20 protein-coding genes and 3 tRNA genes are annotated in these 17,994 nt (G+C 43.3%); 17 read left to right on the top strand and 6 right to left on the bottom strand.

The features are described from left to right. The first annotated feature begins 20 nt into the window (after positions 1-20). Both nrdG and MAMMFC1_RS19510 read left to right on the top strand, forming a co-directional pair. Positions 21-557 (top strand): anaerobic ribonucleoside-triphosphate reductase activating protein, encoded by a 537-nt coding sequence (gene nrdG, locus MAMMFC1_RS19515; RefSeq protein WP_126310099.1) that lies wholly within the window; start codon positions 21-23, stop codon positions 555-557. A 27-nt stretch (positions 558-584) separates the two neighbouring features. Beyond that, on the top strand, positions 585-2,315 hold the full coding sequence (locus tag MAMMFC1_RS19510) for a TIGR03960 family B12-binding radical SAM protein (protein WP_126310098.1): 1,731 nt from the start codon (positions 585-587) through the stop codon (positions 2,313-2,315). A 142-nt stretch (positions 2,316-2,457) separates the two neighbouring features. On the opposite strand, the gene MAMMFC1_RS19505 is transcribed toward MAMMFC1_RS19510, so the two are convergent. The 3 genes from MAMMFC1_RS19505 to MAMMFC1_RS19495 form a co-directional block, all read right to left on the bottom strand. Next, a tRNA-Gln gene (locus MAMMFC1_RS19505) sits at positions 2,458-2,533 on the bottom strand. 5 nt (positions 2,534-2,538) lie between these two features. Then, positions 2,539-2,623 (bottom strand) — tRNA-Tyr (locus MAMMFC1_RS19500). Between the two features lie 5 nt (positions 2,624-2,628). Beyond that, a tRNA-Pro gene (locus MAMMFC1_RS19495) sits at positions 2,629-2,705 on the bottom strand. Positions 2,706-3,116: 411 nt separating this feature from the next. On the opposite strand from MAMMFC1_RS19495, the gene rsmD reads away from it, so the two are divergent. The 3 genes from rsmD to MAMMFC1_RS19480 are packed head-to-tail and all read left to right on the top strand — an operon-like array spanning position 3,117 to position 4,687. Beyond that, complete coding sequence (gene rsmD, locus MAMMFC1_RS19490) at positions 3,117-3,698, top strand: 16S rRNA (guanine(966)-N(2))-methyltransferase RsmD (RefSeq protein ID WP_126310097.1); 582 nt, start codon at positions 3,117-3,119, stop codon at positions 3,696-3,698. A gap of 21 nt (positions 3,699-3,719) precedes the next feature. Further along, complete coding sequence (gene coaD, locus MAMMFC1_RS19485) at positions 3,720-4,202, top strand: pantetheine-phosphate adenylyltransferase (RefSeq protein ID WP_126310096.1); 483 nt, start codon at positions 3,720-3,722, stop codon at positions 4,200-4,202. Positions 4,203-4,228: 26 nt separating this feature from the next. Continuing rightward, entirely contained in the window at positions 4,229-4,687 is a 459-nt protein-coding gene (locus MAMMFC1_RS19480) for an ATP synthase subunit B family protein (RefSeq protein WP_126310095.1), read from the top strand. Positions 4,688-4,767: 80 nt separating this feature from the next. Here MAMMFC1_RS19480 and MAMMFC1_RS22495 read toward each other — a convergent pair whose 3' ends face one another. Both MAMMFC1_RS22495 and MAMMFC1_RS19475 read right to left on the bottom strand, forming a co-directional pair. Next, on the bottom strand, positions 4,768-5,157 hold the full coding sequence (locus MAMMFC1_RS22495; RefSeq protein ID WP_232035561.1) for a hypothetical protein: 390 nt from the start codon (positions 5,155-5,157) through the stop codon (positions 4,768-4,770). Positions 5,158-5,173: 16 nt separating this feature from the next. Continuing rightward, positions 5,174-6,016 carry a nucleoside recognition domain-containing protein gene (locus tag MAMMFC1_RS19475; protein WP_232035558.1) on the bottom strand — a complete coding sequence of 281 codons (843 nt, stop codon included), beginning with the start codon at positions 6,014-6,016 and terminating at the stop codon, positions 5,174-5,176. A gap of 115 nt (positions 6,017-6,131) precedes the next feature. On the opposite strand from MAMMFC1_RS19475, the gene MAMMFC1_RS19470 reads away from it, so the two are divergent. Next, positions 6,132-6,905: a patatin-like phospholipase family protein gene (locus MAMMFC1_RS19470; protein WP_126310094.1), complete on the top strand. Its 774-nt coding sequence runs from the start codon at positions 6,132-6,134 to the stop codon at positions 6,903-6,905. Here MAMMFC1_RS19470 and MAMMFC1_RS19465 read toward each other — a convergent pair. Next, on the bottom strand, positions 6,892-8,151 hold the full coding sequence (locus tag MAMMFC1_RS19465) for a nucleotidyltransferase (protein WP_232035840.1): 1,260 nt from the start codon (positions 8,149-8,151) through the stop codon (positions 6,892-6,894). The genes MAMMFC1_RS19470 and MAMMFC1_RS19465 overlap by 14 nt on opposite strands. Positions 8,152-8,449: 298 nt before the next feature. Between MAMMFC1_RS19465 and MAMMFC1_RS19460 the strand changes: the two genes are divergently transcribed. The 11 genes from MAMMFC1_RS19460 to fabF all read left to right on the top strand — a co-directional run bounded on the left by MAMMFC1_RS19460 (position 8,450) and on the right by fabF (position 17,978). Next, positions 8,450-9,652 carry an acetate/propionate family kinase gene (locus MAMMFC1_RS19460; protein ID WP_126310092.1) on the top strand — a complete coding sequence of 401 codons (1,203 nt, stop codon included), beginning with the start codon at positions 8,450-8,452 and terminating at the stop codon, positions 9,650-9,652. Between the two features lie 163 nt (positions 9,653-9,815). Further along, complete coding sequence (locus tag MAMMFC1_RS19455) at positions 9,816-10,346, top strand: YceD family protein (RefSeq protein ID WP_126310091.1); 531 nt, start codon at positions 9,816-9,818, stop codon at positions 10,344-10,346. A 218-nt stretch (positions 10,347-10,564) separates the two neighbouring features. Next, entirely contained in the window at positions 10,565-10,741 is a 177-nt protein-coding gene (gene rpmF, locus MAMMFC1_RS19450) for a 50S ribosomal protein L32 (protein ID WP_126310090.1), read from the top strand. Positions 10,742-10,877: 136 nt separating this feature from the next. Further along, entirely contained in the window at positions 10,878-11,435 is a 558-nt protein-coding gene (gene fapR, locus MAMMFC1_RS19445; RefSeq protein ID WP_126310089.1) for a transcription factor FapR, read from the top strand. 62 nt (positions 11,436-11,497) lie between these two features. Then, positions 11,498-12,529 (top strand): phosphate acyltransferase PlsX, encoded by a 1,032-nt coding sequence (gene plsX / locus MAMMFC1_RS19440; RefSeq protein ID WP_126310088.1) that lies wholly within the window; start codon positions 11,498-11,500, stop codon positions 12,527-12,529. After that, positions 12,516-13,532 carry a beta-ketoacyl-ACP synthase III gene (locus MAMMFC1_RS19435; RefSeq protein WP_269471849.1) on the top strand — a complete coding sequence of 339 codons (1,017 nt, stop codon included), beginning with the start codon at positions 12,516-12,518 and terminating at the stop codon, positions 13,530-13,532. The genes plsX and MAMMFC1_RS19435 overlap by 14 nt, the downstream gene beginning before the upstream one ends. A 52-nt stretch (positions 13,533-13,584) precedes the next feature. Further along, the gene (locus tag MAMMFC1_RS19430; RefSeq protein WP_408631254.1) at positions 13,585-14,472 is read left to right on the top strand and encodes a DUF561 domain-containing protein; all 888 of its coding nucleotides are present in this window, start codon (positions 13,585-13,587) and stop codon (positions 14,470-14,472) included. A 108-nt stretch (positions 14,473-14,580) separates the two neighbouring features. Then, the gene (fabG, locus tag MAMMFC1_RS19425) at positions 14,581-15,324 is read left to right on the top strand and encodes a 3-oxoacyl-[acyl-carrier-protein] reductase (RefSeq protein WP_126310086.1); all 744 of its coding nucleotides are present in this window, start codon (positions 14,581-14,583) and stop codon (positions 15,322-15,324) included. A gap of 46 nt (positions 15,325-15,370) precedes the next feature. Further along, positions 15,371-15,607 (top strand): acyl carrier protein, encoded by a 237-nt coding sequence (locus MAMMFC1_RS19420; protein ID WP_126310085.1) that lies wholly within the window; start codon positions 15,371-15,373, stop codon positions 15,605-15,607. 159 nt (positions 15,608-15,766) lie between these two features. Beyond that, on the top strand, positions 15,767-16,714 hold the full coding sequence (locus MAMMFC1_RS19415; RefSeq protein WP_126310084.1) for an NAD(P)H-dependent flavin oxidoreductase: 948 nt from the start codon (positions 15,767-15,769) through the stop codon (positions 16,712-16,714). A gap of 19 nt (positions 16,715-16,733) precedes the next feature. Next, entirely contained in the window at positions 16,734-17,978 is a 1,245-nt protein-coding gene (gene fabF / locus MAMMFC1_RS19410; RefSeq protein WP_126310083.1) for a beta-ketoacyl-ACP synthase II, read from the top strand. Positions 17,979-17,994: the final 16 nt, after the last annotated feature.

The following is a 17,994-nucleotide window of genomic DNA, read 5'->3' as shown; positions in this document are numbered from 1 at the left end:
CGGGGAGGCATAGCCATAGCATGGAAATACGAATCGCAGGTATTACAAAAGAAAGCGTTGTGGATGGTCCGGGCATTCGTCTGGTAGTTTTTGCTCAAGGTTGCCCTCACCGTTGTATAGGTTGTCATAATCCGGATACCCACGACCCTAATGGCGGACAGGCAATGAGTGTGACTGATCTTTATGGAGTCATTGAACAGGCGCTTAACCGGAATCGACTAATACACGGCATTACTTTTTCAGGCGGGGATCCTTTCCTGCAATATCTTTCGTTTGCCCATTTAGCTAAACTTTTAAAAAAACGTGGCCTAAATATTGTTACATATACAGGATATACATTTGAACAATTGCTGGGGCTGGGGGTTATTCACCCCGGCGTCAGACAATTACTATCTCTAACTGACATTTTGGTTGATGGGCTATACCGCCAGGAAGAAAAAGATTTACGACTTGCGTTCCGTGGTTCTTGCAATCAACGATTGATTGATGTGCCTTGCTCTTTAGCTCATGGTCAGGCTGTTTTATGGGAAGATCCGGCGAATCAGATGAGGGCGTAGATTTCAGTTGTTAATTGGAGTGGTTATATGTCTTGGAATCTAAGAGAACAACTGAAGAAAACTGTAGCGTCGGAGCGGGGAACAATTATCAGTTCACCAGGATTCCGTCAACCTATGGCGTTGATATATCCTAATAGTTATCATGTGGGTATGTCTAATTTGGGGCTGCATATTATTTACGAACAAATCAACGGTCGTGGCGATACTCGCTGTGAACGTTTCTTCCTTCCGGAAAAAAAAGTTGCGCAGGAGTATATGAGGACGAAGACACCGTTACTCAGCCTGGAAAATCAGCTACCTTTATATGAATTTCCGCTGATTGCCTTTGCGGTCTCATTTGAGATGGATTATTTTAATATGCTAAGTATGTTGGCACTTGGAAAAGTTCCTATATATGATTCCGAGAGAGGCGAAGAAGATCCTTTGGTCATCATCGGCGGTCCTTGCGCAACTTTCAATCCCGAACCTCTGGCGGATTTTGTGGATGTATGCATAGTTGGAGAAGGGGAAGAAGTCATACATGAACTGCTGGATACGTATTACCTTTCACGGCAGCAAAACGTAACGCGTGAGGGAACTTTGCTTAATCTGGCGCAGATTGAAGGCCTTTATATACCAAGTCTTTATAAACCTTTGTACAATCCTGATGGAACGATTGCCGGTTACAAACGGTCAACTCATGCTCCGCTTAAAGTAAAACGCCGGTACGTTAAAAATTTAGAGAGATATCCGGCTGAAACAGTTGTTGTCGCCGCAGATACCGAGTTTAAGGATATGTATTTAATTGAAGTGGCAAGAGGTTGTGGGAGGCATTGTCGCTTTTGCATGGCGGGGTACTGCTTCCGGCAGCCAAGAGTGCGGTCTTTGGAAAGTATTCTTCAGGCTGTAAACAGAGCGAAACGGTATTGTAACAAAGTTGGACTTATGGGGGCGGCCATTTCGGACTATCCGCAAATTGACAAATTGTGTAAGAGCATTCTGGCTGACGGGATGACATTGTCGGTTGCATCTTTAAGAGCCGATACTCTAACTAGCGGACTGGCGCAAGCACTTGCGGCCAGCGGTCATAGGACAATTACCCTGGCTCCTGAAGCGGGAAGTGAAAAGATGCGTAGAATAATTAACAAACAGATAACGGATGAGGAGTTGTATGCGGCAGTTGCTGCTGCTATAGCTGCAGGTATTCCCAACGTCCGGTTATATGTGATGGTAGGGTTACCTGGTGAGACCGAAGAAGATATTCAGGCTATCATTCATATGGCGGTTAATATAAAAGAAAATATGAGAAAGCTGGGTAGCAAAGGAACCCTTACTCTAAGTATCAATCCGTTTATTCCTAAGCCTTTTACTCCTTTTCAGTGGCTGCCGATGGCTTATATGGATTTAGTGACATCTCACTTAAAACACATTCAAGCATCTCTCAAATCAATCAAAGGCATCGAAGTGTTAATTGAATCGCCCAAGGAGGCCTATATTCAAGGAGTTTTGTCCCGTGGTGACAGACGGCTGGGAAAGGTATTGTTTGACGCGGTAATAAAGGAATCTGGAATCGGTTGGCGTCGGGCCGCGAAAGAAAATAATTTGGATGAAGCATTTTATTTATACCGAAAGCGGGATGCTGATGAAGTTTTCCCTTGGGACAACTTGGATATGGGGTTTGATCGATCATACCTTATTGCAGAATATGGAAAAGCACAGGAAAGTCAGTTCACAGCCCCATGTAAGGCAGGCTGCAAACGTTGTGGCGTGTGTGATTGATCTAATTCGAAGACTGCTACTTCATAAGTAGCAGTCCACTTTATAGCTCGGCGGAGGAGAATCCTCCAACGAATCTTTTGCATGGGATCTTCTATATTTTAAAAAAAGCTGAGACATTTGTCTCAACTCAACATAATCGGTATGGCAGGGGCGGCTGGACTCGAACCAACGCATGACGGAGTCAAAGTCCGTTGCCTTACCGACTTGGCTACGCCCCTAAATTTGGTGGAGGGAGGTGGATTCGAACCACCGAAGGTATAACCGGCAGATTTACAGTCTGCTCCCTTTGGCCGCTCGGGAATCCCTCCGTAGCTGGTCGGGGCGACAGGATTCGAACCTGCGGCCTCTTGGTCCCGAACCAAGCGCGCTACCAAACTGCGCTACGCCCCGCACTCACATTTACTAAGTATACACATTCAAAAGCGGATTGTCAATAATCAGCAATGTACACAACTACGGCAGTATAGGCATTGATTCCTTAGCATAAAGGTATTATTTAGCATTATTCATAAACTTATACAGGAGTTTTGGAATATATGTCGAATTAATTGCCGTATTATCAAGCCAGATTTTGGGGTGCTTATCGCGTGTAACAGGCTAATGACCGACGGGTAAAAAAGCCCGGTTTTTTTATCAGTACAGAAAGTACTAATTTTTTTTGATTTTTTCTATGGATATATTATGATTTTTCTAAAAAACTGTAAATATATTGTTGAGATATGTTAAAATTAATAAAGTCGAATAACTTTTATCAGCAGTGCGCTTTATATGTTTTAGCTTATAGAGGTTTGAGGTTTAATAATGAGAATAATTACCGGACGTGCCAAAGGAACCAAACTAAAGGTGCCAAAAGGACTTGACGTCCGCCCTACTGCAGACCGGGTTAAGGAGTCTCTTTTTAACATATTAGAAATTCTGAACATTGGTCAATTTGAAGGCATTTTGACTGACTCTCACGTACTTGATCTTTTTGCCGGTACTGGAAATTTAGGATTGGAAGCACTCAGCCGTGGAGCAGAATATGCTTTATTTGTCGACAATAATCCGGCCAGTTTGGCAGTGGTGAAGGAAAACATAGCTCTCACTAAACTTAGTGATTATTCGGAGACTATGCACAGAGAAGCTTTGAAGACCCTAGACAAACTGTTAAATATAGGAAAGACCTTCGATATGATATTTGTCGATCCCCCATATAATAGAGGATTAGTTAACAAGGTGTTGCGTAAACTAGACTCCATCGCCGTACTTAGAGAGGGAGGGGTTATTGTCGTAGAACATTCGAAACACGAACCTGTTGAAGCAATATGGGACAATCTAGAGTTATTACGCGCAGAACGATTTGGCGAAACAAGCATTAGTTTATTATTCAAGCCCAAGAAATAATCTGCTCAGGAGGAAAATAACATGCGTATCGCAGTTTGTCCAGGTAGTTTTGATCCTGTTACAAATGGCCATTTGGATATTTTTTTTCGAGCGAGTAAAATGGTTGAGTTGTTAATTGTCGCAGTATTCCACAATCCGAATAAAAAGCCGTTATTTTCTATGCAAGAAAGAGTAGAGATGCTCACTATTGCCACCCAAGACATTCCTAACATCAAAGTCGATTATTTTTCCGGTTTACTAAGTGATTATGTAAAAAAGCAGAATAGTAATGTAATCGTGAGAGGTTTACGGGCTTTAAGCGATTTTGAATATGAATTTCAGCGGGCATTATTAATAAAAAAAATTGATCCCATGATAGAAACAATTTTCATGATGACAAGTAACGAATTTTCTTTTGTAAGCTCCAGCGGTATTAAAGAGTTGGCCAAATTCGGCGGACCAATCGACGGGCTTGTTCCAACCTGCTTAAAGGAACGGATTATCCAGAGAATACACGAGAGTTAGGGATGTAGAGAGAAAGGGAGTGGAGTATGAGCATAGAAAACTTACTGGAAGATATGGAAAACATACTGTTGGAAGCTGCGCGGGTACCCTTTACCAATAAGCGGATTATCGAAGAAGACGAAATAGCTAGGTTTTTGGATGAAATCCGCGAACAGCTTCCTAAAGAAATCATTGAGGCCAAGCGTATTGTCGAAGAGCGGCAAAGAGTAATAGATGAAGCCCAAAAAGAGGCCCAAATGATTATGGAACAGGCAAAAAGTTATGTTATAAAACTTACAGATGAAAATATTATTACTAAGCAAGCCCAAGAACAAGCAAATGAAATAATGTTTAAGGCTCACCAAGCAGCCCAGAATCTTTCAAATGATGCCCTGACATATGCTGAAGATGTATTTAAGCATTTAGCTGACAATGTGGAAAGGTCATTAGAAGTAATTCGGCAGGGGCAGCGAGAGTTGCAGCAATCCAAAAGAAATCAAACATAGATTTTAAAGGCGGGCTTACGCCGTTCGCATAGAACAGGTGCAAGCCTTATTTATTTAAGAAGGGTATGTTATAATCTGCGTTATCTGCTTATATAGCTATACAGGCCTCTGGCAATATGGAAAGCGATTGATAAGGTCAATAAAATTGCCAGCAAGACACAGATTTGATAACCGACTTGTTCCATTCTAACGAGCCAAAAACTTAGGCTATTTGTCTGAGCGAGATTCAATGTCACCGGAATAGACAATAATTTAGTTACATTGTAGGCTGGACCTAGCAGCAGTATAGTAATTCCCATAGCTAAAATTGCATGTAATAACCTTGCAACCATATACGGTCCCATTCGGATGCCGGATTCGATTACAATACTTGCTACTTGCCCGTGAACCGAAAGGCCGCTCCAAGCGATAATTGCGCTGGTAATCGCGACTTTTTGCAGGAGAGGGGCATTCGCCTGACTTGCAGCCAAGGCGCCAATATCGATTTCAAAAAAAACCGCTGACTACAGCAGAGGACAGGTTTGGACTAAAACCTATCAACCCTAATGCAGCGGAGGATATGATGGCTGTTATGTCTGTAATACCAAGCACTGATAAGATCCGCAGAAACACTGAAAAAAGAATGATGAAACCACCGATTAAAAGAATTGTATTCATTGATGATTTCACTGAGTCACCTAACAACTGACCAGGAGAACGTTTATCTTCTTGGCGGGCTCTGTACAGTGCCCGAAAGGCCCTGGCTAAGATATTGCCTTTAGGGATAACTTCTTTGTTATAGGAGTCGCGGCTTCGGCCATGAAAGCGAAAAATTACTCCGACCAAGAAACTGGATAAATAGTGTGCTAAAGCAATAGCTGCGCCAAGTTCAGGCATGCCAAACATGCCAACAGCTACAGCGCCAAACATAAACAATGGATCGGCCGTATTAGTAAATGATAATAATCGCTCGGCTTCAACTGCTGTACACATCTGATTTTTGCGAAATTTACAAGTTATTACCGCATCCATAGGATATCCTGATGCCAACCCCATAGACATAGCAAACGCCCCTATTCCCGGCACATTAAATATTGGTCGCATTAAGGGTTCTAACAATACACCGATAAAATGGACAACGCCTAATCCCATAAGAATTTCAGATAAAATAAAAAAGGGCAATAAGGAAGGAAACACTACATTCCACCATAAGTTTAACCCTTGTATAGCTGAGTCAAAGGCATCTTTTGGATACGTTACCATTGAAACTGTAATAAATACAGCGCTGAAAGCCATAAAATATGCCAGAAGGCGGGAACGGTAACGCCTGCCTCTGCCCCATATTTGCATAAAATAATCTCCTCCTCCGACCCGAGCGGTTTGATAATATATATATTGAACAGGCAGAGGTAATATAACTGTTTGCGGTGGAGAAAAAAACACAGAACCATAAGGAGGGAGTTCCTTGCGTCCCAAAGTTGGTCTAGCACTAGGGTCAGGTGGTCTTAGAGGTTTGACTCATGTGGGGGTTATAAAGGTCTTAGAAGAAAACAATATACCGATAGATTATATAGCAGGATGCAGCATTGGCAGCCTGATCGGGGCTTTGTATTCCGCCGGCCTAGACCCGGATACAATCATTAAGTTAGGGAAAAATCTAAGAAGACGTCATTGGATTGATTTTGTCATTCCCCAAATGGGAATTATATCTGGGGAACGGGCGATGGCAACAATCAAACTGCTAACAAGGCAAAAAAGTTTTGATCAGTTAAATATCCCTTTAGCAGTGGTTGCTACTGACCTTATATCCGGCAAAGAATATATTTTTACTGAGGGGGATGTGGCTAAAGCCGTCAGGGCAAGCATATCTGTACCGGGAATCTTTAACCCATATGAAATGGATGGATTGCTATTGGTAGACGGTGCAGTACTCAATCCAACACCCATCGATGTAGCCCGCCGGATGGGAGCTGATATAGTAATTGCCGTCGATTTGGCTCATGCAGGAACTGTTGGGAATATTAACAATATGTTCGATGTCATTGTCCAGGCCATAGATATTATGGAGAAGGCTTTATTTAAACAAAGAGAGGACGATTGTGATATTCTGATTCAGCCCGCTATTGCTCATATCTCACCAAGCTCGTTTGACTCAATGGATGAATGTGTAGAACTCGGCGCGCAAGCGGCACTGAGCGTAATTCCGGATATTCAGCATATGCTGACTAATTCGGAATAAAAACCGGGGAGCGTAAAAAATCCCAGCCGCCTGAGCGCCATTTTTCGTTAGGTAACCCTAAAGTATACACATCTGTGGCCAGAGTGTCGATAGCAAGCATAGTCTTATGGGGTTCCAGTGAATCAAGACTGCGCTCTTTTGAATTAAGAAAATGGCTGGTTTTGGTTACTAAGGGAATAGAGCATTGTTTGCCAATTTCTTTAATGAACTGCCGTCCTTTCGTGTTAAAGCCTAGGATACGCCCGTATAAAGGGCCGCTATGGTCGAAACATTCAATTTGGCTTTTGGTTGTTCCAACTAATGTATGTATTAGTATCCTTTGGAGCCGGGTTTGGGGGTAGCGCTTGCTTTTAAGCCAGATGAGCAATTCCGTCGCATTTTTTGCTCGGATAGCGGAGTTCTTAATACGATTGTGAAGCCCCTCGCCCACTTCCGGAATCTCTGCAATTTGGGTAAGGCTCTTGTTGCGAAGTAAAGATAATATTATAGTCGAAAAGCTATCTAATTGGACAGGTCCGCTGCCTGAGCGCAATAGTTGCTCGATACATTCTGTACTGGTAGGCGGAAGCGCTGTCTTAACGCTATTGTCGGAAATGGTCGCTGCTTGTTTCAGCAAAGACTGCCGCAGTGCTGTTGCACTGGCAATCGCGGAGTTGATTGTCTCGCCGTGATGATTAGCCAGATATCTTTGAATTGGGACAGGCATAATAGTAGGAGCATATTTTTTTATTGCCTTGATATATTCAATCGCTAAAATATTGTTGGGCTTATTTAATACGTCCATACTGATTCCTGCTTGGTCAGCGATCGCAGTTGTAAGGGCAGCGGCATACTGATGGCCGGCTTTTAAATTAACCTTTACTTTTTTTAAAACATCCGGGTGGTCTGTTTGCTTGACAACTGAGCTAAGGAGTTTTAAGTCCGCACACTCCGCACCAAAAGAGAGATGATTTATGCCGAGGCTGGCCAGAAGGCGAACACCGCCGCCGGCAAAATACTGGGCACTGCGTACTGCGAAAACAAAAGGAAGCTCGACGACGAGATCAACGCCGCATTTAATTGCCATTTCTGCTCTGGACCACTTGTCAAAAATAGCGGGTTCGCCACGCTGAACAAAATTACCGCTTATTCCGGCAATAATATAATCTGCTCGCAAATTTTTCCGTACCTGGTTTATATGCCATAGGTGTCCGTTATGAAAAGGGTTGTATTCAGCAATTATACCCACAATAATCATATTTTTCATCACCTATTTGTATTGTACTGTCTATATGGCCTATAATGTCAACATATATAAGATTATAGAGTTGTGAAATTATTTACTAATAACACATTTACTTTGAAGGGAAAACAAAGCGTTTGTCGAAAATACAGTATTCGGAACATAAAAAGTACAATAGTTCAGGCCATGGGCTTGTAGTCTGAACTGTCTGCACCTATATGGAATTCAAAAATTATTTACTTATTTAGTTGTATTTTAACATTACGACAGTAAATTATTTCTGAAAACCGTATACATTTTAATTTTTAGGGAGGTTTTCTGTTTGAAAATTTTAGTATTCAATTGTGGTAGCTCGTCAATTAAGTATAAGCTTTTTGATATGGCGGACGAATCTGTTTTGGCTAGTGGTTTGGTTGAACGTATTGGCCTTGAAGGTTCTGTCTGGACCCATCAACCCAGGGGCAAAGATAAAGTAGTTACCAATACCGACATAAAAAACCATAGTATCGGCATTCAACTGGTGTTGGAAGCGCTTACCGATACTAAACATGGCGTTATCGCCAGCATGAAAGAAATCAAAGCAGTTGGACACCGTGTCCTCCATGGCGGAGAGAAATTTTCCGCTTCCGTGCTCGTTTCTCCGCCTGTAATGAAGGCAGTGGAAGAATGTATTGAATTGGGTCCACTTCATAATCCGGCTAATATTATAGGCATTAATGCCTGTGGCGAATTAATGCCTGGTGTGCCGCAGGTGACTGTATTTGATACCGGTTTCCATCAAACTATGCCCCAATATGCCTACCTGTATGCTATTCCTTATGAAGCATATGAGAAATATAGCGTCAGAAGATATGGCTTCCATGGCACATCTCATAGATATGTATCCCAACGGGTAGCCGAACTGTTGAACGAGTCTATTTCCAATCTTCGGATCATTACTTGTCACCTTGGCAATGGCGCTAGTGTTGCAGCCGTTAAATATGGCGAATGCATTGATACCAGCATGGGGTTAACCCCTCTTGAAGGCTTGGTGATGGGCACCCGTTCCGGCGACATGGATCCTGCTATTATACCTTTCCTCATGAAAAAAGAGAACATGACGGCAGAACAAATGGATAATTATATGAATAAAAAATCGGGTGTACTGGGTGTATCCGGGGTATCCAGCGACTTCCGGGATGTTGAGACTGCCGCTAATAATGGCAATGAACGGGCGGAACTGGCCTTAGAAATGTTCGCTTACAGGGTTCGTAAGTATATTGGTTCCTATGCCGCAGCTATGGGCGGTGTAGATGTTATTGTATTTACCGCAGGCTTGGGCGAGAATTCGATTTCTATGCGGGAAAAAATTTGCAATGGTTTAGAGTTCCTGGGGACCAGTATTGACCCTGTGAAAAACAACATTCGTGGTAAAGAACAGGAAATTAATGTGGATGGCGCGAAAGTAAAAATATTCGTAATACCGACCAACGAAGAGTTGGTTATTGCCCGGGATACTAAAGAAATCTGCAGCAATCTTGCCTAAATATAATTCAAATCTTTTTAGTTTAGCGCAGGGAACGACTGGGCGTTCCCTGCGCTGTTTCTTTTTTGTTTCCCAACCCGGCGAAATAAATTTACCCCGTGCTTATCGGCTTGACAAAGCATAGTGCTATCGCTATAATAGATGAAGGTTGAGGTGGAATTTGATGAAAATTAAGATTTTGCCCATAAAGAGCAGCGCCAGCAGCAGTCAACCTTTTTCTTTTGACGCCCCAATTGAATCTGTACTTGCCAAAGAAAGCAGGGATTCTTTTTGGGCGAGCGGGCATGTAAAGGTTGAAGGTTTCGTTACTAACAAAGGAGCGGGCTCGCTTTTTGAAGTACAAGGAATGGTTTTCGCCACCGTTAACCAGTGTTGTAGTAGATGTCTTGAACAGGTAACAGTTAATTTAGATTTGCCATTTGTTGCAGATTATAGAGAAGCAGACTCTAATGCTGCAGATGTCTATGATACTACTGATAATAAAGATATATATTTTTTTTCCGACGACGAAATTGACATAACCGAACTAATTTGGGAAACTCTTCTGTTATCTGAGCCTTTAAAAATTTTATGCAGCGAAGATTGTTTGGGATTATGTCCGGATTGTGGTGTAAATTTGAATTTTACAACCTGTAATTGCCGGGAAAATAAAATAGATCCGCGCTTTTTGGCATTAGGTAAATTATTTGACTAGTGGTCTGTTTACTTTGAAAGCGTAAAAGAATTCGCGGGAATTTTTTCGCAAGGCGAGGCGGAGGAGGCGCGCATATCGGATATATGTAAGCTGACGACAACGAAGCATTACGGAAAAAGGCCCGTGAAGTAATTATGATTTCAGAGTAGACAGTTCACTAGGGATAGCAGCTTGTTATTGCCTATGCTTTTTTGATGCAGTTAAGGAGGTGGAAATAGATGGCGGTACCTAAGCGTAAAATGTCGAAGTCACGTCGGGATAAGCGTCGTGCTAATTGGAAATTAACCGTCCCAGGGTTGGTTGAATGTCCCCAGTGTCATGAAATGAAAATGCCACATCGCGTATGCTCAGAATGTGGTCATTATAATGGTAAAGTTGTAATTCAAGCTGAATAATATCATTTTAGGTGAGCAAGATAGCAGGTGCGGACTTTTATCTTGCTCTCTTTTTTTCTTGATTTTATAGTAGTTACTGGCTATAATAAATACTATAAATTGGTTATATTACTTACTGCTAAAACTAGGTGATGCTATAGTGCGGGTTCACAAGAAAATAAGACAAGAGTTGCTGAAAGAAAAACTTCATGATTCTCCGTTTTATACTGATGAGGAATTGGCGGTATGCCTAGGAGTAAGCATTCAAACCATTAGGTTAGACCGGCTGGAATTAGGTATTCCCGAAGTTCGGGAGCGGACCAAACAAATGGCAGAGGAAGCCCGGGATAAACTAAAAACAATTGCCAGTGCCGATGTTGTGGGAGATATTATTGATTTGGAACTGGGTAAGTCCGGAATCTCGCTGATGGTTGTAACGTCTGACATGGTGTTTGAAAAAACGAAGATTGCTCGCGGTCATTACATATTTGCCCAAGCTAATTCACTTGCTTTGGCGATTATCGACGCATCGCTTGCAGTTACAGGAATAGCCAATATTAAGTATAAAGTTCCGGTTCGTGAAGGAGAAAAACTGGTAGCCAAAGCGGAAATCGTTAAAAAAAGAGGCAATAAATCTTTTATTTGGGTAAAGACTAGAAATGAAGTTCAGGAAGTGTTTCGGGCTAAATTTATAATGGTATCTCAGGATTGTTAGCGTCTTTTAACAAGTGCGCTAACTCGGCTTGTCGTAAACCGGTGTGCGAAGGGAGATTATTAATGAGGGTTGCCATAGATGCTATGGGGGGCGATTTTGCTCCTGACGAAATTGTTAAGGGGGCAATCCAAGCCGCAAAAGATTACTCCGAAATTAATCTTGAAATTGTGTTGGTTGGTGAGAAGGATAAAATTGTTCGGGCTCTTGAACAGCATGGCGGCAAGGACTTAAACATTGCTGTGCACCATGCCAGTGAAGTCATAGAAATGAACGAGCACCCCGGGGTTGCCATCCGAAAAAAGAAAGATGCTTCTGTTGTAGTTGCAACCCGTCTTGTAGCAGAGCGTGTATGTGATGTGGTCATCTCGGCTGGTAGCACAGGAGCAGCGGTTGCTGCGGCATTATTCATATTGGGGCGCATTCCCGGTATTGAGCGTCCTGCCATCGCTACACCAATTCCAAATCTTATCGGGACAACTACCGTGCTTTTAGATTCAGGCGCAAATGTGGACAGCAAACCTAAACATTTGGTACAAGGCGCAATTATGGGCTCCATTTATGCTGAATATGTTCTAAATATTCCAAATCCGCGCGTTGGGTTGTTAAATATCGGCGAAGAAGAAACTAAGGGTAATGAGCAGGTGCTGGCAACCTATCCTTTACTTAAACAACTCCATACAATTAACTTTGTCGGCAATGTAGAAGGAAGAGATATTCCGACAGGAACGGTTAATGTGGTTGTTTGTGATGGTTTTGTCGGGAATATTGTTTTAAAAGTTGGGGAAGGTTTAGCCAGTATGATTATGCAATTAGTCAAGGAGTCAATAAAAGCAAGTGGTTTTTTTACTAAGATAGCCTCCATGTTAGTAATTCCCGCCTTGAAAGGACTCATGAAGAAGCTGGATGACGCAGAGTATGGGGGGGCACCGCTTCTAGGAGTAAAAGGCGGTTTTATTATCTGTCATGGTAGTTCCAAAGCTAAAGCAGTTAAGAATGCTATTCGTGTAGCTTACGAATTTACAGAACAAAAAGTTGTAGAACATATTCGCGAAAACATTGAGGAGGAGGAGGACATTATCATTGAAAGAGAATGAAATAGCAGTTGGAATACTTGGTATCGGGAGTTATGTACCGGATAAAGTGTTAACGAATAAAGATCTGGAGAAAATCGTTGATACTTCCGACGAGTGGATTGTTGAGCGCACAGGTATTAAGGAACGTCGCGTCGCTGCTGTCCATACCGCTACATCCGATTTGGCGACCCGGGCAGCAGAGAGGGCTCTGGCTGATGCCGGGTTGAGCGCTGCCGATATAGATCTAATTATTGTAGCGACAGCTACACCTGATATGTTTTTTCCTTCAGTTGCCTGTTTAGTTCAAGACAACATCAAGGCGATTAAGGCTGCTGCTTTTGACTTGGCTGCCGGCTGTTCAGGTTTTGTATACGCATTGACTGCTGGCGCTCAATTTGTTAAAACCGGTTTGTACCGCAGGGTGCTGGTTATAGGGGCCGAAACTTTGTCGAAAATTATGGACTGGACTGACCGTAATACTTGCGTTTTGTTTGGTGATGGCGCCGGTGCCGCAGTACTGGGAGAAACAATGCCGGGTTGCGGAATATTAGGAATTCATCTTGGGGCAGACGGAACCGGTGGCGATCTTTTGAAGCTTCCTGCCGGTGGTTCACGTAATCCTTCTACTGCTGAAACAGTAGCCTCGAAAATGCACTTTATTCATATGAATGGCAACGAAGTGTTTAAATTTGCTGTAAAAATCATGGGGGCGGCGGCTTTGAAGGCATTAGAAAACGCGGGATTGCACCCCGAAGATGTAAATTGTTTTATACCGCATCAAGCCAACATCCGGATTATTCAATCGGCCGCCAAGCGTCTAAAGCTGACGATGGATAAAGTTATTGTCAATGTCGACAGGTATGGTAACACTTCAGCAGCATCTATCCCTATTGCTATGGAGGAAGCCGTACGTGCGGGTAAGGTTAAAGATGGCGACATCGTAGTACTGGTTGGGTTTGGTGCTGGGCTCACCTGGGCATCATGTGTAATAAAATGGTGTAAGGAGGCCGACACTATTGTTTGAAACAAAACTGTGCCAATTATTAAATATTGAATATCCCATTTTACAAGGGGGAATGGCCTGGGTTGCAACAGCTGAATTGGCAGCGGCGGTGTCTAAGGCCGGAGGATTAGGCGTGATTGGTGCCGGGCATATGCCGCCTGACGCCCTGCAGAATGAAATTAGACAAGTAAAAGAATTAACGGCAAAGCCTTTTGGCGTAAATATTATGCTGAGATCTCCTTTTGTGAAGGAAGTAATGCAAGTAGTTGTAGATGAAAGAGTACCAGTAGTGACTACCGGCGCCGGAAATCCGGGTGAATATATCCCGACTTTAAAAAGTATTGGAACCAAGGTAATTCCTGTTGTTGCATCGGTTGCTTTGGCCAAACGATTAGAACGCGTAGGTGTGGACGCTGTAATTGCCGAAGGTATGGAAAGCGGCGGGCATGTCGGGATGGTGACTACAATGGCTTTGGTGCCACAAGTTGTTGACGCAGTAAGCGTTCCAGTAATTGCAGCCGGAGGAATTGGCGATGCCCGGGGGGTAATTGCCGCTCTTACTTTAGGCGCACAAGGCGTACAATTGGGAACATTATTTGCTGCTTCGAAAGAGTGTACAGCCCATGGCAACTATAAGGAAGCAATATTGAAAGCGAAAGAAAGATCAACAATAGTTACTGGAATATCAACCGGACATCCGGTAAGAGTTATTGCCAACAAATTGACGCGTGAGTTCGAAGAACTGGAAAGGCAAGGGGCTTCTGCCGAAGAGCTTGATCGGTTAGGCGCAGGGAAACTGCAAGCCGCAGTTTGCAACGGGGACACGGAATATGGTTCCGTCATGGTTGGCCAGGTGGCCGGAATGATTAACGACATAAGACCTGTTGATGACATCGTTCAAGACATAGTTCAGAACGTACCTAAAATTATTGCCGATTTAAATAGGCTTGTGGGTCGTTAACCACTACTGGTTATTATGGATGGAGGTTATCTAGCATGGGTAAGTTGAATATTGAAGATCTTATTTCCTTGGAAAAAGCCCTTGATTATTTCAAGGAGGTTCGTTAAAATGCATTTAGATGGCAAAGTGGCAATTGTTACCGGAGCGTCCCGGGGGATTGGCCGGGCGACAGCTATTATGCTTGCTAAAGTCGGTGCTAAGGTAGTCATTAATTATGCCGGTAATGTCGCGGCCGCCCAAGAAGTGGAGGCCATCATTACGCAAAATGGTGGCCAAGCGATTACCATTCAGGCAGATATCTCTAAAGGCGAGGCTGTTGAGGCCATGGTAAAGCAAACTATGGATACTTTCCGTAAAATTGATATATTGGTCAACAATGCGGGAATTACCCGTGATAATTTACTTATGCGGATGAAGGACGAAGATTGGGATGCAGTAATGAATACGAACCTAAAAGGTATATACTATTGCACAAAAGCTGTTTCCCGGATTATGATGAAGCAAAAAAGCGGCAAAATTATCAATATAACCTCTGTCGTTGGCCTGATGGGAAATATTGGGCAAGCCAATTATGCGGCTGCCAAAGCCGGGGTTATCGGTTTTACCAAGTCTATGGCCAGAGAACTGGCTTCCCGTAACATCACAGTAAATGCTATTGCTCCCGGTTTCATTGGCACGGATATGACCCATGGATTATCGGAGCAAGTGAAAAGTGATCTATCTGCCAAAATTCCTTTGGGAAAACTGGGGGCACCGGAGGACGTTGCCGCGGCTGTAGTGTTTCTAGCCTCCGACTCGGCAAATTACATTACTGGGCAGACAATAAACATTGACGGTGGTATGGTAATGTAAATATAATAGAAGATATTTATATTTCTCTTGGAAGGAGGTGAACATCATGACAACTTTTGATAAAGTTAAAGAGATTGTAGTTGAACAACTTGGTGTAGATGAAGCTGATGTTACTATGAATTCCACATTTATTGATGACCTTGGCGCTGACTCCCTGGATATTGTTGAATTAATTATGGCCTTCGAAGAGGAATTCAGTATTGAAATTCCTGATGAAGTGGCAGAAAGAATTAAAACGGTTAAGGACGCTGTGGAGTACATAGACAAAGAAAAACAGGGTTAATCTACAATTTGTCAGCGTCTAATGTAAGATTGATTACCTTACCGGAATGGTAGAAAGTCCCGTGAATGGCGTGAATTGTAATGATGCTTTTTCGCGGGACTTTCTTAAAGGTAATTACGCGGTGCAGGATGTGCTTTGATTGATTGGAGGAGTTGTTACTTGAAGCTTCCAGAACTTAAGATAGGCCAGCATGTGGCCAAGATACCGATTATTCAGGGCGGGATGGCTATACGTCTTTCTACAGCCCGCTTGGCTGCTGCTGTTGCGGAGGCCGGAGGAATTGGACTGATTGCTGCATCGGGTATGACGTTTGATGAACTACGCCATGAGATTTGTTTGGCTCGCTCCTTAACCAAAGGAATTATCGGTATCAATGCAATGGTTGCCGCCAGGCAATTCGCCGGACTGGTAAAAACAGCCATTCAAGAAGGTATTGATCTGGTAGTTGCAGGCGCAGGTTTTTCGCGAGATATGTTTGGGATGGGAAAAGAGTCTGGTACTCCTATCGTTCCTATAGTTTCTACTGCTAAATTGGCCAAAATTTCTGAATCATTGGGCGCATCTGCCATTATCGTTGAAGGTGGAGAAGCAGGTGGGCATTTGGGTACAGATAAGTCAATAAAAGCATTAATACCTGATGTTAAGAAAGCCGTCAATATCCCGGTAATTGCAGCCGGCGGCATCATGAACGGACAAGATATTGCGGAAGTTATGAAACTGGGGGCGGATGGCGTTCAAATGGGAACGAGATTTGCTGCAAGTGAAGAATCCAATGCCGCTCCAGCCTTAAAAGAATATTACTTAAAAGCTCGCCCTGAAGATGTGGTGTTAATTAAGAGCCCGGTTGGTATGCCGGCGCGCGCGATAAAAAATCCATTTGCTGAGAAAATTCTTGAGAGTACTACCGATAAATCTGATAACTGCATTGCCTGCTTAAAGCATTGTACGCAGAATTTTTGCATTATCGACGCTTTGATTCGAGCTCAGCAAGGCGATGTTGATACAGGATTAGTGTTTACCGGTGAGTACGTTCATAAAATACATGAGATATTGCCTGTTAAAGAAATATTTGCAAGACTCATAAAAGAAGTCGAAGAAATCAATTAATTAAAAGAGGTGTTTATCCTTGAAAAAGCGGGTTGTCGTTACAGGTCTTGGTGCGGTGACACCCATCGGTATTGGTAAAGATACATTTTGGCAAGGGCTTATTGCCGGTAAATCGGGAATCACTAGGATTACCCGGTTTGATCCAAGTGAATACAGCACTCAGATTGCCGGTGAAGTTAAGGATTTCGATCCTTTGTTGTACATAGACAAAAAAGAAGCAAAACGTATGGACCGTGTTGTCCAGTTTGCCATTGCCGCTACGAAAATGGCATTTGAAGACTCGGACATTGATTTGGACCAAGAAGACCGCAGCCGCATTGGCACATTAATTGGGACCGGTATTGGCGGCATGGAAACTTTGCATGATCAGTTTAAGATTTTGTTTGAAAAAGGGCCAGGCCGTATTAGCCCATTCTTCGTGCCAATGATGATTGCCAATATGGCGACAGGTCAAACTTCCATCACTTTTGGTTTACAAGGTCCAAGCAGTTGCGTTGTTACTGCCTGCGCCACCGGCACAAACGCTATCGGCGACGCCTTTAAAATTCTGCAGCGCGGCGATGCCGACGTTATGGTAGCCGGTGGAACTGAAGCCGCTATCTCTCCCGCGGCCATAGCGGGTTTTAGCGCCATGAAAGCCATGTCCACCCGCAATGATGAGCCTGAAAAAGCATCCCGCCCCTTTGACCAAGACCGCGATGGTTTTGTTCTGGGTGAGGGGTCCGGGGTTTTGATTTTGGAGACTCTTGAACATGCTCAAGCTAGAGGGGCAAAAATTTATGCCGAGATTGCCGGCTATGGATTTAATGCCGACGCTTACCATATTACCGCTCCCGCCCCCGAAGGTACCCAAGCCGCTAAATGTATGGAACTGGCCATAAAGGACGCTGGCCTTCAACCTTCAGACATAGATTATATTAATGCTCACGGTACTTCTACGCCACTTAATGATAAAAATGAGAGTCTGGCAATCAAGGCATTATTTGGCGAACATGCCGTTAAGAAGCTGGCTGTCAGCTCAATCAAATCTATGACGGGACATTTATTAGGTGCGGCTGGAGGCATTGAATGCATCGCAACAGTAATTACTGTTGCCAACAACCTGATTCCACCGACAATTAACCTTGAACACCCGGATCCGGAACTTGATTTGGACTATGTTCCCAATAAGGCTCGCGAACAAGTTGTTAATGTTGCTTTATCCAACTCCTTTGGTTTCGGCGGACATAACGCCACTATTTTGGTGAAGAAATACCAAGCGTAAGCAGCCCATTTCGTGA

It is taken from the genome of Methylomusa anaerophila (assembly GCF_003966895.1).
Lineage (GTDB): Bacteria > Bacillota > Negativicutes > Sporomusales > Sporomusaceae > Methylomusa > Methylomusa anaerophila.
Note: the sequence above shows the minus strand (reverse complement) of the source record. Positions and strands in the feature narration are given on the sequence as shown.